Source organism: Haloarcula taiwanensis (genome assembly GCA_002844335.1).
GTDB classification, from domain to species: Archaea; Halobacteriota; Halobacteria; order Halobacteriales; family Haloarculaceae; genus Haloarcula; species Haloarcula taiwanensis.
This window is the reverse complement of the sequence record CP019154.1, coordinates 938,388-953,722: the sequence shown is the minus strand read 5'-3', so window position 1 is coordinate 953,722 and position 15,335 is coordinate 938,388. Positions and strand designations below refer to the sequence as shown.

The following is a 15,335-nucleotide window of genomic DNA, read 5'->3' as shown; positions in this document are numbered from 1 at the left end:
CCCTACCAGTGGCCGTCGAAAGGGGGTTTCGGTTCGGCCTTACGGGCTGACCCACTCGCCGCGCTCGTCGCTGCGCGCTACGGCGTCGAGGACCCGCTGTGCCGCGAGCCCGTCGGCGAAAGAGGGCTCCTGCGTCCCGCCCTCGGCGACGGCCGTGAGGAACTCGTAGTTCTCGTGGACGAACGTGTGTTCCCAGCCGATGACGTGGCCGGGGGGCCACCAGTGGTCGACGTAGGGGTCGTCGGCGTCCGTGACCAGCACCTGCTGGAAGCCGCGGTCGCCCTCCGTGAGCACCTGCAGTTCGTTCAGCCGTTCGAGGTCGAACTTGATTGCGCCCTTCGACCCCTCGATTTCGATGGTGTGGGCGTTCTTGTGGCCGTTGGCGACCCGGGACGCTTCCAGCGTGCCCATCGCCCCGTTCTCGAAGGCAATCTGGGCGCTGTAGGCGTCGTCGACGGTCACCGGACGGGTCTCGTCGCTGCCTTCGACGGGGCGTTCGTCCGTGAACGTCCGGAGGTGCCCGCTCACGTCCGTTATCTCGCCGGCGGCGTCGCCGAGCAGGAACCGGGCCAGGTCGACCGTGTGGGAGCCGAGGTCGCCCAGCGCCCCGCTGCCGGCCATCTCCTCGTCGTTGCGCCAGGACCACGGCGCGTCGGGGTCGACCAGCCAGTCCTGGAGGTACTGGCCGCGGAAGTGGTGAATCTCGCCGAGTTGGCCGTCGTCGATGAGTCCCTTCGCGTACTGGATAGCCGGGACGAACCGGTAGTTGAACGCCGCACCCGCGGGGACGTCGGCGTCAGCGGCCGTTTCGGCCATCTCCTCGGCGGTGTCGAGCGTGGGCGCGAGCGGTTTCTCACAGAACGTCGGCGTCCCGGCCTCCAGCGCGGCGATGGACGGCTCGGCGTGGACGTGGTTCGGGCCGAGGTTGTAGAACACGTCTACCTCGTCAACGATATCCCGCCAGTCCGTTGCAGTCCGGTCGAAGCCGAACTGGTCGGCCGCGTCGGCCAGTGCGTCCTCGTTGCGGCCGACGAGCACGTCCTTGTTGACGGCGGGCGCTTCGGGGAAGAACATGGGCAGGCGGTCCAGCGCGTTGGCGTGGGCCTTGCCCATGAACTTGTAGCCGAGCATGCCGATATCGAGGGTCATACACGGCTGTTCACCCGGGGCCGAAATAACGCTCAGGGTGACGGCAGGGCGGCGGACCGCCGCGAGGGAAAAGCCAAAACCGGATGCGCGCGTTGACCCTGCATGGCCACTGAAACGACTGTCCGCATCGAGGACATCATGTCGACGCCGCTAGAGACGATTTCCGCCGACGAGACCGTCAAAGCGGCCGCGACGCAGATGCAGGCCCAGAACATCAACGGCATCTTCGTCCCGGGGGCGCAAGCGGGCATCATCACGACCACCGACATCGTCGACGCCGTCGCGGCCGGCAAGGACCTCTCGACGGCGACCGTGGGCGACGTGATGACCTCGCCGGTCGAGCGGGTGACGACCTCGCTGGAACTGGGCGAGGCCGCCGCCATGATGACGACCTACGACATCAAGCACCTCCCGGTCATCGACGAACACCAGGACTACGTCGGCATGGTGTCCTCGACGGACATCACGCAGGCGCTGTCCTGAATTGCGGCTCTTTTCGGCGCCGCGTCGCCGGCTATATGAAATCGTCCAGCCCGGCCGCGTCACCGCCGTTGTCGCCCGTGCCGGGCAGCGCGTCGGCGATGGCCGAGGTGAACGAGTCGAGGCCGCGGGTCTGGTACCAGACCGTCCCCGGCCCGGTGAAGTCCATCACCAGCCCCTCGCCGCTGAGCAGCGTCGACTTCAGCCCGCCGACGCGGTGGGCGTCGAAGTCGACCGACTCCTCCCAGGCGACGACGTGGTCGTTGTCGATGGTGTAGGACTCGCCAGCGTCGAGTTCGACGGTCTCCAGCCCGCCGAAGGCCTCGATAAGGACGTTCCCGGTCCCTTTCAGCGCCAGCGGCGTGATGCTCGCGCCGGCCAGCAGCGACTGGATGCCGCCGAACTCCGAGTCGATATCAATGTTGGGGTCGGCCGCGAGAAACGCCCCGTCGACGGCGTACAGCGTCTCGCCGGTGAGTTCGTGGTGATGGACATCGCCGGGCGTCGGCGGGGCAAGGGTGACGGTGCCGGGACCGCCCGTGGCAGTGAACTCGTTTGCGAGCAGCGATTCACCGCCAAGCATCGACTTCGCGGAGCTAAGAAGGCCGTCCCGGCTGGTTGTGGTTTCGATGTCGATAGTCGGCGAGTGGCTGACCATCGCGCCGGGTTCGGCGAGTATCGACTCGCCGCTGTCGAGGGCGGCGCGGACGTGCGTGTACGAGGGCTTGTGTGTAAGTTCGATATCCATAGAGTGTCACTGGATACGGGAATCCGGTCGTATTATCTCACAGACACTATATAAGCCTACGTGCCGAGAAAGCCGCGTCGCTCGTTGTACCGGTCACTCAGCCCAGTAAGCGTCGCCGGGCCGAGTCTCGAAGACAGCGCGGTCGAGTACGTCGACCGCTTTCTCCAGCCCCTCACGTGCGCTGGTCAGCGAGTCCTCGTGTTCGATAGAAAGCGCGCCGTCGTAGCCGACCATCCGCAGTGTCGACACCACGTCTTTCCAGTGGGACTCGTCGTGCCCGTAGCCGATAGAGCGGAACAGCCACGACCGGTCTGCCTCGTCCGTGTACGGCGCAGTGTCCAGTACGCCCTTCTCGCGGGCGTTTGACTCGTACACTTTCGTGTCCTTGGCGTGGACGTGGTGGATGGCGTCGTGCTCACCGAGCAGGCGGATCGCCTCGGTCACGTCGATGCCCTGCCAGTACAGGTGCGACGGGTCGAAGTTCGCGCCGATGCGGTCGTTCGTCCGGCGGCGCAGTTCGAGCAGGCCGCGGGGCTCGTAGACGAGCATGTTGGGATGCATCTCGATGGCGACGTCCACGTCGTGTGCGCCGGCGTGGGCCGCGAGGTCCGACCAGTACTCGTCGGCGACGCGCCACTGGTACTCGTGGGCGTCGGCGTGTTCGGTCGGCCAGGGGGCGGTAATCCAGTTCGGCACCTCGTCGTCGGGGCCGCCGGCCGGCAGGCCCGAGAATCCAGTGACGGTGTTGACGTCGAGCTGGTCGGCCAGCCGAATCGCCTCCCGGAGTTCCCGGTCTGCCTCGGCAGCGCGGTCGTCGTCGGGATGGAGTGGGTTGTTGTGTGTCGCCAGCGCGCTCACGCGGAGGTCGTAGTCGTCGAGCAGCGCCGCCAGTTCGGCCTGCTTGTCCTCGTCGTCGAGGTACGCCTGCCGGTCGAGGTGGTCGTCGCCGGGGAAGCCGCCACAGGCCAGTTCGACCGCGTCGACGCCCAGGTCGCTGAGATACGCCAGCGCCTCGTCGAGGGACTGTCCGCCCAGAGGGACCGTCAGTACGCCGATATCCATACCCAGCGATACAGCCGGTGTTAAAAAAAGCGTACTGCCGACGCGCTGGTCTCGCTGTCCGGCCAGCAAGCGATACAGACCGGAAAGAGAACACCGAGGGGACAGGTCGGCGTAAAGGATTAACGCCGGGAGTGCGGTGGTTCTGTCATGATTGTGGCCGTACTCGGAACCGGACAGCGGGGGCGGGATATCGCACAGCGGTGTGTCCGTGCGGGCCACGAAGTGCGTCTTCGGGGAACAGATGCGACGGACGTGATGGACCGAGTCGACGAGATTCGGCGGGCGCTAAACGATGACGTCTCGGCCAGTATCGACGGAACCACCGGGCTCGAAAGCGCCGTCAGCGGCAGCGACATCAGCATCGACGTAACCGACGGCGGGACGGACAGCCACCGAGAAGTGGTCGCCGAAACGGAGACCATGGTCGAAGATGAGACGCTCATCGCCGTCAGCGACACGTCGCTGTCGGTGACTGCGGTCGCGACCGGCCTGCGGAGCCCGGACCGGGCCGTCGGTCTCAACCTTGTCGACCCGCCGGACGGCGCTATCGTCGAGGTCGTCATCGCCGAACAAACGACAGCGGCGACCCGCGACAGAGTCACTGACTTCGTCGAGAGTCTGGACGCCTCACCGGTCGTCGTCCGCGACACGCCGGGGTTTGCCGCGCTCCGACTCGAGCTCGCTACCATCGCCGAAGCGATCCGGATGCTCGAGGACGGCGTCGCCGGCGTTCGTGATATCGACCGGACGTTCGAGCGTGGCGGCTCGGACCGTGACGGGCCGCTCGTTCGCGCTGACCAGCACGGACTGGAAACGGTGTTGACGGCCCTAGAAGACCTCGCCGAGCGGCTCGACGAGCGGTTCGAGCCGCCGGCGCTGCTCCGTCAAAAGCTCGCGGATGGACAACGCGGTGCAGTCTCCGGCGAGGGGTTCTACGTCTGGGAAGACGGCGAGCCGACGACCGGAGCCGCCCCGGACCCGGAGGTACCAACGCGAGACAGCGACCCAGATCTCAGATGAGCACGCAGGAGGACACCCCGGCCGAACCGGAGAGAGAGGACGATGAGTTCGCGACCCTGTTCGACGAGCTGCAGGAGTTAGAACAGCTTGTTGACTCCGAACACGAGCGCCAGCAGGTCCGAGATGCGATGCGCGCGGCCGCCGATTCACAGGACCACGAGCCTGCGACCTTCGGCCGGGTCGTCTGGGGCTTCGGCCGGTCCGACCTCGCCGAGGCGCTGCTGGGCTCGCTGCTGTTCGGGATACCGATGGCCGTCGAGGGCGGGACAGTCGACGCCGGCCGTCACATCGCCCAGCATCCGCTGTATCTCGCGGCGACGGTCGTCATCGCCATCGGGCTGGTCATCTCGATTCTGTACGTGGCCGACTTTCAGGATGTGCGGGTGGCGAACCCGATTTTCGGGCTGATTCCCCGGCGACTCGTCGGCGTCACCGGAACAGCGCTAGTCGTCTCCGTGGCCCTGCTCACGGGGTGGGGGCTGGTCGAGTGGTCGGCGGACACCGCAGTCGTCTACGAATCGGCCTGCATCTGTGCCGTGGCGTTCGTTCCGATGGCGATCGGCGCTGCGCTCGGGGACATTCTGCCCGGGAACTAGGGCCATGGCAGTCTCTCGCGGTGGCGGTCGCGTTTGGCAATCGTTAAAAGCCGCGGTCGGATACGGAGAGGTATGAGCGAGAGCCAACAGAAACAGGCGCGCAAGTGCGTCTCGTGTGGCATCAACATCGCCGGCACGAACGCCGCCGCGTTCAAGTGCCCGGACTGTGGCCAGCAGATCTACCGCTGTGCCACCTGCCGGAAGCAGAGCAACCTCTACAAATGCCCGGACTGCGGCTTCATGGGGCCATAACAATGGGGAAAGTAGCAGCCAAGATCAAGGTCATGCCGGAAAGTCCCGAAGTCGACCTCGACGACCTGCAGGAGCGTCTCGAGGGCGTGCTTCCCGAAGGAACGAAGATCAACGGGTTCGAGCGCGAGGACGTCGCCTTCGGTCTCGTCGCGCTGACGCCGACGGTCATCGTCCCCGACGACACTGGCGGCACGGAAGCCGTCGAAGAGGCCTTCGCGAACGTCGATGATGTCGAGTCGGTCTCCGTCGAGAGCACCGGTCGCCTGTAATCGACTCGCCGCCGTCGTTTTCTAGTTGAGTCTGTAGCGACTGCAAGAGCACAACCAGCGACAGTCGCGGAACGCACGTTTTATTAGGGCGACCGGATTAGCGAGGAGCAAGAATGCCTAGTTCAAACGGACCCCTCGAAGGAACACGAGACAAGCTCAAGAACAAGCCCCGCGACCGCGGCACCTCGCCGCCACAGCGCGCCGTCGAAGAGTTCGACGACGGCGAGAAGGTTCACCTCAAGATCGACCCGTCCGTGCCCAATGGGCGCTTCCACCCACGGTTCGACGGTCAGACCGGGACCGTCAAAGGGAAGCAGGGTGACGCGTACAAGGTCGACATCGTCGACGGTGGCAAGGCGAAAACCATCATTGTCACCGCTGCGCACCTGCGCCGGCAAGAATGACGATATTCAAAGAGAAAGTCAGCGAGGAGTTCCTGACGGTCGCAGAGACCAAGGAGATACTCGAAGACCTCGAGATGGAGCGGGCGGCCGAGGAGGACCGCGAGATGCGCTACGAGCTCAAGCGGGCCATCGAGCACGTCAACCGCTTTGCCGTTCTCGACCCCGAGGAGTCGCTACAACTGGTCGAAGACCTCGAAGAACTCGAGAAAGTCGACACGCCGACGGCCTACAAGATCGCGAACCTGCGGCCGCTAGACCGCGACGAGCTCCGGGCCGTGTTCGCTCAGGAGCGGTACACGCTTGACGGTGGCGAACTCGACGAGATACTCAACATCGTCAAGCAGTACGCATAACGAGGAACTCGTCAGCTCGGTTCTCGGCCGCTCTCTCTACGTTTACAGACGAGCAGCCACGCGAACAGATTCGTTCCAGTTGCCGCCAAACGGACACGAAGGGAGCGCCGGCGTCCCGTGAAGCGGTTCGGGGCATCCACCGGCATTAAGTATGCTGTGCTCGTACTGCCTGACATGACTGAATCGGAGAGCGGCGGCGACACTATGATGGCAGCTGTCCTCGATGTGCTCCCGCACGGACGGCCCGGCGACGACCGGCCGCAGCACCAGAAGGAGCCGCTCGCGTACGCGCTCGACATCGATGAGTTCTATATTTACGAGTTGCAGCTTGCGGACAAGGACGCTGACATCGCCTTTGGCGACCGCGTTGACTTGACGGAGTTCGGCCGCGTGACGGAAGTCGAGTTCGAAGATATTCCGAGCGGCGCCCGTTCGGAGCTCGACTACGCCGTCGAGGAAGTCGTCGAGGCAAACGAGCAGCGGTTCGTCGACTTCTACAACGACGCCCAGCCGATCACGCTGCGGCTCCACCAGCTGAACCTCCTGCCGGGAATCGGCAAGAAGCTCCGCAATACGATTCTCGACGAGCGAAAGCGAAAGCCCTTCGAGAGCTTCGACGACCTCGAAGAGCGCGTCAACGGCCTCCACAGTCCAAAAGAGACGCTTGTCGAGCGGATACTCGAAGAGCTACAGGACGACGACCTGAAGTACCGGCTGTTCGTCCGGCGTGAAGAACAGTCCTCCTAAGCCTGTCAGCTGCAAGCAGCGAACCCGACAGCCGACAGTATAAGGCGACCCTTTTCTACCGCGACCCGCTACGGCTCGCTAATGACTACGATCGAGACAGGGAGTCGGGACCCCGACGCACTCGTCCGGCGGGCCGGCAAACGGGCCGACACCCGACAGGACCAGCACTTTCTCGTCGACGACCGGGTGCTGGACCGGATTCCCGAGTACGCGACCGAGGCCGATATCGACACCGCGCACGTGCTGGAGATCGGCGCGGGCCCAGGGGCGCTGACGGACCGCCTGCTCGCGGCGGCCGAGCGTGTGACCGCAGTCGAGCGCGACCCGGACTTCGCGGCGCATCTCCGCGAGGAGTTCGCCGAGGAGGTCGCGGCGGACCGGCTCACTGTCGTCGAGGGCGACGCGCTCGACGTCGACCTCCCCGAGTTCACCGCCAGCATCTCGAATCTGCCCTACGGCGCGTCCTCGGAAATCGCGTTCCGACTGCTGCCCGAAGGACGGCCGCTCCTGTTGATGTTCCAGCGGGAGTTCGCCGAGCGGATGGCCGCCGACCCGGGAACCGACGACTACGGGCGGCTCTCGGTGACAGCGGGCCACTACGCGGACGTGGAAGTCGTCGAGACGGTCCCGCCGGAAGCGTTCGACCCCCAGCCACGGGTCACCAGCGCGCTCGTCCGGACGACGCCGCGGACGCCGGACTACACCGTCCCCAGCGACGACTTCTTCATGGACTTCCTGAAGGCAGTGTTCACACAGCGTCGGAAGACGATGCGAAACGCCGTCCGCAACACGGCCCACATCTCCGGGCTGGGCGACCCCGACGCGGTGGTCGAGGCGGCCGACGAGGACCTGATGCGCGCCCGCGCCGGGAAGCTCACGCCGGCCGACTTCGCCACGCTGGCGACGCTCGCCTACGAGGTCGGCCAGCCGGAGGTCTGAGATGGGCGAGGAGCCGAGCGACGCGGCCGACGCTGGCGGGGACGGCGACCGCCCCTCGCTGGCCGACCAGCGCGGCGTGGAATCGGTGTACCAGCCCGCGGAGGACTCGGACCTGCTGGCCCGGACGGCCCGCGAGCGAGTCGGGGCGGGCGATACCGTCCTCGACGTGGGGACGGGGTCGGGCTACGTCGCCGCGAGGCTCGCCGAGGCCGGCGCGCGGGCGGTCGGGGTCGACGTGAGCCCGCTCGCGTGTCGGGAGGCCGCCGGCAACGGCGTCCCGGTCGTCCGCGGGGACCTCGTCGAACCGTTCCGGGCGGACGCCTTCGACCTCGTGGCGTTCAATCCCCCGTATCTGCCGACGCCGCCCGAGAAGGAGTGGGACGACTGGATGGAACACGCGCTCTCGGGCGGCGAGGACGGTCGCCGGCTGGTCGACCCGTTCCTCGAAACCGTCGAGCGCGTGCTGGCCCCGGGCGGCGAGGCGCTCGTGCTCGTTAGCAGCCTCACGGACCCGGATGCGGTGCGAGCGTACGCGAGCGACCACGGACTGGCAAGCGAACGCGTGGCGAGTGAGAAACATCCGTATGAAGTGCTCGTCGTCCTGCGGTTCTCCGCCGAGTAATTACCGTTGGGCATTTAATCGAATAGGAAATATTAAAGCCCGTCATTTCCTACTCCACGCCAATGACACAGGTAATCGCCACGACACCTGGGCTCTTTCCGCTCCCGGACTGGGCCAAGGACGAACTGGCAGATCTGAAAGGTCATCAGAAGACCGACCTCATCTCGGGCGACGAGTCCGGTGAGGTCGTTGCGGCCTACGACGAGGCCCGCGAGGAAGTCATCGGCGTCCAGCAGGACGCCGGCCTTGACCGCGTTGTCGAGGGCCAGTTCCGCTGGGACGACATGCTCGCGCACCCGCTGGCCGTCCACGACAGCGTGGAGACGAAAGGCATCGTCCGCTACTACGACAACAACAACTTCTATCGGGAGCCGGTCGTGCAGGGCGACCTCTCCGCCGACGGCGGCGACGTGGCCGCGGACCTCGATGCCGCCGCCGACGTCGTCGACTCGGGCCTGCAGGCGGTCCTCCCCGGACCGTACTCGCTCGCGGACCTCGCCACGGACGAACACTACGGCGACGACGCCGAGTTCCTCGATGCGGTCGCCGACTTCCTCGTCGAGGAAGTGAAGTCGTTCCCCGAGATAGAGACCCTGTTCCTGCTTGAACCGTCGCTGGTCGAGAACACGCCAGAGGACGGCGAAGACAAACGCGCCGCCGAGGCAATCGATGCCATCGCCTCGGCTGCCGACGCTGAAGTCGTCGCCCACACCTACTGGGGCGCAATCGAAGAGAAGGCCTACGCGCATCTGATGGACGCTGACGTGGATGCCATCGGCTTCGACCTCGTGGCGAACCACGATCAGACGGTCTACAACGTACAGGAGTACGGCACCAAGGACGACGTGGCACTTGGCGTCGTCGACGGCCAGAACACGCTCGTCGAGTCGCCCGAGACCATCCGCGACCGCATCGACTGGTTCGAACAGCAGACCAACACCGCCTACGACACCGTCTACGCGACGGCGAACACGGAAACGTTCTATCTCCCGGTGAACAAGTTCGAAGACAAGCTCGAAGCGCTCGCAAACGCCGCAGACCTGGAGGCGGCGGAGGCATAAAACGATGACAGGACCACGAGACCAGTTCAAACCGGCGGATCACCCGAACGACCACTTCCTGCTGACGACCGTCGTCGGCTCCTACCCCAAGCCCAAATGGCACGACCGCGCCCGCGAGCTGTTCGAGGACGAGGACGCCGACTTCGGCGAGGACGAGTGGGAAGAATCGAAAGACGACGCCTCGCGGCTCATCACCCACGAGCACGAGCGCGCGGGTCTCGACGTCATCTGTGACGGCGAGATGCGCCGCAACGAGATGGTCGAGTACTTCGCCCACCGCATCGACGGCTACGAGTTCAACGGCCGCGTGAAGGTGTGGGGCCACAACTACTTCGACAAGCCCTCGGTCGCCGACGAGGTCGAGTACGGCGAGCAGTGGCTCGTCGAGGAGTTCGAGTTCACCGACGAGGTGGCCGAGCGACCGGTCAAGGTCCCGATCACCGGCCCGTACACGCTCGCCAACTGGTCGTTCAACGAGGTCTACGACAGCGAGGAGCAACTGGCCTACGAGCTGGCCGAACTCGTCAACGAGGAAATCGAGGCGCTGGTCGAGGCCGGCGCGCGCTACATCCAGATAGACGAGCCTGCGCTCGCCACCACGCCGGACGACCACGCCATCGTCGGCGAGTGTCTGGAGCGCATCGTCGACGAGATTCCCGACGACGTGCGCCTCGGGCTACACGTCTGTTACGGCGACTACTCGCGTATCTACCCCGAGATTCTGGACTATCCGGTCCACGAGTACGACCTGGAACTCGCCAACGGCGACTACGACCAGCTCGACGTCTTCAAAGAGCACGAGTTCACGAAGGACTTCGCGATGGGCGTCGTCGACGCCCACGTCGCCGAAGTCGAACCTGTCGAGGAAATCAAGGAGAACATCAAGAAGGGACTGGAGGTCGTCCCGCCGGAGCGACTCACCGTCTCCCCGGACTGTGGCGTGAAGCTCCTGCCGCGCGAGGTTGCCTACGGCAAGATGGAGAACATGGTGCAGGCCGCCCGCGAAATCGAGGAAGAACTGGACGCCGGCGAGATCGATATTGTTGCGAGTGGTGCACAAGCGCACGCAGACGACTGAATCGGCGGGAAGACCCGGCCACGAGTTGGCAACCGTTTTTGTAGCGGACGAGTAGCGAGTATCCGAACGCAGCAAGGGGGCTCTCGGATTGCGGTATGACTGACCGTATTTCGACGAAAGTTGGCTACGATTTCGGCAACTATCGAATTCTCTCGGGCGCACCGCACCCGAATCCGGCAAATGTCGCAGACAGATACAGCGGCTATCCGGAACTGGAATCAGACGAGACCTGTGGAACCGCTGGCTAGCAGTATCTCGAACAGGCCATCACGAGGTTGCCTGAGCACAAAGGCTCCCGGCATAAAGTCATTAATTTTCTTATGTATCCTCGAATCCATCAGCTAAACTGGAAGCTATTTGCCAGTAGTTTGTTCGACAAATATCGAACCTAACATCGACCTAAGGGGAAAATAATTATTATTGAACTAATAATATTGGGGGATGCTGTATTCAGGTAAATATTCTATATTATGGATATAGAGCGCCTCATACCACTAATTTCCGCTCCCAGATTCGTGTGGTGTGTTGGCACGCAAATCTGGGAAAGAGTTTTGAGGGTCTCTGGAGAAGCTAGCGATGAGAAAGCTATGACAGGGGACACACATCTTCGGGCGGAACTGTATCTTCGCGGAGATACCTACGGCACGTTCGATGCACAACAGCAGGTGCTCAATCGGGTGAAGCGGCTGGAGGCCAACGGCGTGTTCAGCGAGTCGATGGTCGCTGGCGAGTGGCAACGGATCAGGACGATGGCGGAGGACAAACGGTCGGAAGCCATCCAGACCTACGAGGAGTTCACGGGCTGGGCGGCCCGGAACGGTCACTCGCTCGAACCGGCATTCGAGCGACGGAACCGGAGCTACGTCGGGATGGACCGCATCGACGATGTGGTCGTGTTCCCGGTCGTCTCGCTGGCGATCTACGACGGCGACGACCTAGAAGGCGTGTTCCCGTGCTCGGACGAGGAACGGACTTACACGGTTGGCGACGCGCTAGAAGCCTTCGAGCGCGGCGACAAGGATTGGCTTGCACAGTTCGACTCGCTCTCGGTCGACCGGACCGACCCGCTGCTGGAACCGGGCGTCGACGCGACGATTTAACCGCGCAGCGCTTCGACCGGTTCCTCGCTCGCTGCTTTCCAGGCCGGATACAGCCCGCTGACGATGCTCGTCAGCACCCCAAAGGAGAACGCTGCACCGACGTACCAGGCGTTTGGCAGCCTGAAGACAGCCATGGCATCGCCGACGGCGTAGTGGTTTATCGCCAACCCGGCACCGAGACTCAGAATGACACCAGCGATGCCACCGAGGAAGCCGAGCAGCGTCGCTTCCATCAACATCACTTTGAGGACATCCCGCTTCTGGTAGCCCACCGCTCTGAGGACGCCAATCTCCTCCCGTCGTTCGACGGTGGACATCAGCATGACGTTGAGAATGGAGATGCCAGCCACGAGCAGCGAAATCGATGCGATGCCGGCGAGGACAGTGTTGATGATCTGGAACTGCTCTTCGATAGTGTCGACGAGCGAGCCGAGTTCCTGAACGAAGACTCGCTGCTCGCGGTCGTTGAGCGCGTCGCGGATCCCAATCGCCGTTTCGTTGGCCTGTGTCCCGGTCGACTCGATAACGTACACTTCTGAGTAACCGCGCTGGTTGAACGAAGTAGCCGGCATGATGATTCGGTTATCGGGGTTTGTCGAGGAGAACGGGTCGCCTTCTTCGAGGACGGCCCGGACGCGGACGCTGGTCCCGTTGACGGTAATCTGGCTCCCGGGATGCAGTTCGTGCTCTTCCGCGACATCTGAACCGACGAGTGCACCAGACCGGAACGGCGATACCCGTCCCTCCTTGGCCTCGTACAACGCTGCAGGGTCTTCCACGCCGTAGATCGTTTCCCTGACCGCGTCCTCACGGTTGTACGACACCGGCTCTACGCGCGTCTTTACCGGCGACACAGTCGCTGTCGGACTTGCCTCTCTGCGAATCGTACGGATATCGCGTTCGGTGAGTTCAGTGATGTTTTCGCCGGAGTTCGGGTATACCGTGAGCTGGTTGCCGACGTTACCGAGGTTCTGGGTAAACGAGTACTGGAGCGCGACGCCGAACATTCCCAGCGAAGCGATGGCAACGACACCGATGACGATACCCAGCGACGCCAGCAATGACCGCATCTTCGTCCGCGTGAGGTTGCGCCGCGCCATCAGCGCGGCCGGGAAGAACCTACCCGCCATTCTTCCGCTCCCTCCCGATGGTGCCGTCGACCAGATGGACGGTTCGGTCGACGTACTCGTTGACGAGGTCGTCGTGGGTGACCGCGACGATCGCCACGTCGTCCTCGTCGGCGATGCGGCGGAACTCATCGAGTATCTGTCGGCCCGTCTCGCTGTCTAGGTTGCCCGTCGGCTCGTCGGCGAGAACGACCTTCGGGCTGTTGATGAGCGAGCGTGCGATAGCGACGCGCTGCTTCTGGCCGCCGGAGAGTTCGTCGGGCTTGTGATCCAGTCGGTCACCGAGCCCAAGCCGCTCCAGGAGCGCTCTGGCCCGCTTTTTGACTTTCGGATCACTGTCCAACAGCAGCGGTACCTCGACGTTCTCGACAGCAGTCAGTGTCGGCAGGAGATAGAAGTGCTGGAACACGAACCCGATTGTTTGCTTCCGGAGGCGCGTCCGCTTGCTGTCGCCGAGTCCGGTCACATCCTGTCCCTCCAGCAAGACGGTTCCCTCCGTCGGCGTATCCAGCAGCCCGAGGATGTTCAACAGAGTTGTCTTGCCACTGCCACTGGGGCCCATAATCGAGACGAACTCACCGGCTTCGAGTGCGAAGTCGATGCCCGCCAGTGCGTAGAGGGTCTGGCCGCCGGTCCGGTAGCGCTTGACCAGTCCCTGTGCGTCGATGACCGTCATACCTCGATATCGTCATCACTGCGGCGGTAGCGGCGTACGAGGACACCGACGACGACCAGTAGCGCCAGGCCGCCGGCGATGAACACCGGCAGCATACTGTTCTGGTTTCCACCCTCGCTGCCGCCGTCCTGCTCCGGCTGCTGTGCCGCACTGCCCATCTGGTTGATGTCCACGTCGAAGCGCTGTGTCTTGCGCGTGTCGTCGACGAGGTAGGTCACCTCCAGCGGCACCGACGTGACGTTCCCCGTCGTCCGGGCATACACGTCGAAGGAGACGAAGTCACTGGCCGGGACCGTGCCGACAAAGTAATCGCGGTTCGGAGTTGCCGGGGTGATGCGCTCGGTATCGACGACGCTGACGAGGACGCTGTCCGCATCCGTCGACCCGACGTTGCTCGCGCTCCCTGAGATCTGGAGGCGCCCGCCCTGTCGGACCACGTCAAGACCGGTGAGGTCTATCGTTCCCGGGACGGATCGAAGCGTCGTTTCGGTTGTTGTCTGTTCCGTTTCAGTCCCGAGTTCGTAGGTGGCCGTGACAGTAACGTCAGCGCGGGGTTCGTTCATCGTGGCGTTCAGTCGCACCTGCCGGGTCGTGCTGGCTGAGATGTTCTCAAGCAGGACGCGCTGGAACGACGCGTTCTCCGACGTTGCACTGACCATGACATCCGAAAGCGGAGCGTTGGCCCCGTTAGAGACCGCGACCCGCAACGCGCGGTCAGTGCCGCTACCGACCGCAGTCGTATCGAGTTCCACGCTGTTTCGGAGCGGGTCCGACTCGATGACTTTTGACCGGGTTGTGGTGCGCGTGGTGTCGCCAGCGACTGTGTAGCTGACCGTTGCGGTCAGCGAGTGTTCGCCGGCAGATTCAGGTCGGAACCGGAACGGTGCGGTTATTGACCCGTTCTGGGCGATGCTTGACCGGACCGTCCGGCTCTTTGTCATCTCGACGCCATCGCCCTCGACGACGACTTCGACGTTCGTTATCTGGGAATCGAGTCCGTTTGCGACGGTGACTTCGCCGGTCGATTCAACGCCGGCGACGGAGTCGTTAGCCGTGATATCCATCTGCGGGTGACGCTCTTCGACGTTTAGCTTCACCGGGTATCTGAGCTCGACGTTGTCGCCTGTGCCACGGTCACGGCCGTACACGATGACGCGGAGGTCCTTGCTTCCGGACGAATCAAACGAGGCGGTCAAGGGTACCTCCAGTGTGCTGCCCGGGGAAATCGAGCCCAGATTCGAAACGCGTTCGTACTCGGTGATTCCTCTCCCACCCGATTTCCGAATTGCAATGTCGTTGATTTCGAGCGGTGAATCGCTGCTCTGGAGATTCCGGACAGTCGTGTCGAACGTGACGGTTTCACCCGGTGCTGGTGATGACGGCGATACCTCGACGTTCGAGATCGACGCGTTGACGCTCGCGCCGGCGACTGACAGCGGAAGCGAGCCGACGACGACTAAGCAGGCCAGTACAGCCACACTGTGACGCATCAGGCGGTCACCTCTGGCTGTGGTACTCGTATGCCGGTCCGACAACTCATCGGGAGGACGCTATCGGGGACCGTTGCCATGTGCGCCGGTCCGTTCCGGTCAATGTTAAACATGCTGCATATATCTGAGTGGGAAACTGATATCATAGCGCCCCTCCCAGCG

At 63.8% G+C, this 15,335-nt stretch carries 19 protein-coding genes; 13 read left to right on the top strand and 6 right to left on the bottom strand.

The features are described 5' to 3' along the window. Positions 1-39 precede the first annotated feature (39 nt). Positions 40-1,149 (bottom strand): oxidoreductase, encoded by a 1,110-nt coding sequence (locus tag BVU17_04950; GenBank protein ID AUG46899.1) that lies wholly within the window; start codon positions 1,147-1,149, stop codon positions 40-42. Between the two features lie 102 nt (positions 1,150-1,251). Between BVU17_04950 and BVU17_04945 the strand changes: the two genes are divergently transcribed. Next, complete coding sequence (locus tag BVU17_04945; GenBank protein ID AUG46898.1) at positions 1,252-1,632, top strand: histidine kinase; 381 nt, start codon at positions 1,252-1,254, stop codon at positions 1,630-1,632. A gap of 31 nt (positions 1,633-1,663) precedes the next feature. Here BVU17_04945 and BVU17_04940 read toward each other — a convergent pair whose 3' ends face one another. Together BVU17_04940 and BVU17_04935 are read right to left on the bottom strand one after the other, a co-directional pair. Continuing rightward, the gene (locus BVU17_04940) at positions 1,664-2,377 is read right to left on the bottom strand and encodes a TIGR00266 family protein (GenBank protein AUG46897.1); all 714 of its coding nucleotides are present in this window, start codon (positions 2,375-2,377) and stop codon (positions 1,664-1,666) included. A 93-nt stretch (positions 2,378-2,470) separates the two neighbouring features. After that, positions 2,471-3,439, bottom strand: coding sequence for a xylose isomerase (locus tag BVU17_04935; GenBank protein AUG46896.1), 969 nt, complete (start codon positions 3,437-3,439; stop codon positions 2,471-2,473). Between the two features lie 147 nt (positions 3,440-3,586). On the opposite strand from BVU17_04935, the gene BVU17_04930 reads away from it, so the two are divergent. The 12 genes from BVU17_04930 to BVU17_04875 all read left to right on the top strand — a co-directional run bounded on the left by BVU17_04930 (position 3,587) and on the right by BVU17_04875 (position 11,880). Then, a complete protein-coding gene (locus BVU17_04930) occupies positions 3,587-4,459 on the top strand; it encodes a 3-hydroxyacyl-CoA dehydrogenase (GenBank protein AUG46895.1) in 873 nt (290 codons plus the stop codon). Further along, entirely contained in the window at positions 4,456-5,055 is a 600-nt protein-coding gene (locus BVU17_04925) for a DUF2391 domain-containing protein (protein AUG46894.1), read from the top strand. The genes BVU17_04930 and BVU17_04925 overlap by 4 nt, the downstream gene beginning before the upstream one ends. Positions 5,056-5,127: 72 nt before the next feature. Next, a complete protein-coding gene (locus BVU17_04920) occupies positions 5,128-5,307 on the top strand; it encodes an RNA-binding protein (protein AUG46893.1) in 180 nt (59 codons plus the stop codon). A gap of 2 nt (positions 5,308-5,309) precedes the next feature. Next, a complete protein-coding gene (locus BVU17_04915) occupies positions 5,310-5,576 on the top strand; it encodes an elongation factor 1-beta (GenBank protein ID AUG46892.1) in 267 nt (88 codons plus the stop codon). Positions 5,577-5,689: 113 nt separating this feature from the next. After that, the gene (locus BVU17_04910) at positions 5,690-5,980 is read left to right on the top strand and encodes a 50S ribosomal protein L21e (GenBank protein ID AUG46891.1); all 291 of its coding nucleotides are present in this window, start codon (positions 5,690-5,692) and stop codon (positions 5,978-5,980) included. After that, entirely contained in the window at positions 5,977-6,333 is a 357-nt protein-coding gene (locus BVU17_04905) for a DNA-directed RNA polymerase subunit F (protein AUG46890.1), read from the top strand. Before BVU17_04910 ends, BVU17_04905 begins: the two co-directional genes overlap by 4 nt. 174 nt (positions 6,334-6,507) lie before the next feature. Beyond that, positions 6,508-7,080: an adenosine deaminase gene (locus tag BVU17_04900; GenBank protein ID AUG46889.1), complete on the top strand. Its 573-nt coding sequence runs from the start codon at positions 6,508-6,510 to the stop codon at positions 7,078-7,080. Positions 7,081-7,161: 81 nt separating this feature from the next. Next, positions 7,162-8,019: a 16S rRNA (adenine(1518)-N(6)/adenine(1519)-N(6))-dimethyltransferase gene (gene ksgA, locus BVU17_04895; GenBank protein ID AUG46888.1), complete on the top strand. Its 858-nt coding sequence runs from the start codon at positions 7,162-7,164 to the stop codon at positions 8,017-8,019. Between the two features lies 1 nt (position 8,020). Then, entirely contained in the window at positions 8,021-8,641 is a 621-nt protein-coding gene (locus BVU17_04890; GenBank protein AUG46887.1) for a methyltransferase, read from the top strand. A 62-nt stretch (positions 8,642-8,703) separates the two neighbouring features. Next, the gene (locus BVU17_04885) at positions 8,704-9,702 is read left to right on the top strand and encodes a 5-methyltetrahydropteroyltriglutamate--homocysteine methyltransferase (protein ID AUG46886.1); all 999 of its coding nucleotides are present in this window, start codon (positions 8,704-8,706) and stop codon (positions 9,700-9,702) included. 4 nt (positions 9,703-9,706) lie between these two features. Beyond that, positions 9,707-10,780: a methionine synthase gene (locus BVU17_04880; protein AUG46885.1), complete on the top strand. Its 1,074-nt coding sequence runs from the start codon at positions 9,707-9,709 to the stop codon at positions 10,778-10,780. 587 nt (positions 10,781-11,367) lie between these two features. Then, positions 11,368-11,880 (top strand): hypothetical protein, encoded by a 513-nt coding sequence (locus BVU17_04875; protein AUG46884.1) that lies wholly within the window; start codon positions 11,368-11,370, stop codon positions 11,878-11,880. Here BVU17_04875 and BVU17_04870 read toward each other — a convergent pair. From BVU17_04870 to BVU17_04860, 3 genes are read right to left on the bottom strand one after another with little or no spacing between them, the layout of a single operon-like run. Beyond that, the gene (locus tag BVU17_04870) at positions 11,877-13,010 is read right to left on the bottom strand and encodes an ABC transporter substrate-binding protein (protein ID AUG46883.1); all 1,134 of its coding nucleotides are present in this window, start codon (positions 13,008-13,010) and stop codon (positions 11,877-11,879) included. The two genes, BVU17_04875 and BVU17_04870, sit on opposite strands and share 4 nt — an antisense overlap. Beyond that, positions 13,000-13,683: an ABC transporter ATP-binding protein gene (locus BVU17_04865; protein ID AUG46882.1), complete on the bottom strand. Its 684-nt coding sequence runs from the start codon at positions 13,681-13,683 to the stop codon at positions 13,000-13,002. The genes BVU17_04870 and BVU17_04865 overlap by 11 nt, the downstream gene beginning before the upstream one ends. Then, on the bottom strand, positions 13,680-15,173 hold the full coding sequence (locus BVU17_04860; GenBank protein AUG46881.1) for a hypothetical protein: 1,494 nt from the start codon (positions 15,171-15,173) through the stop codon (positions 13,680-13,682). The genes BVU17_04865 and BVU17_04860 overlap by 4 nt, the downstream gene beginning before the upstream one ends. Between the last annotated feature and the right edge of the window lie 162 nt (positions 15,174-15,335).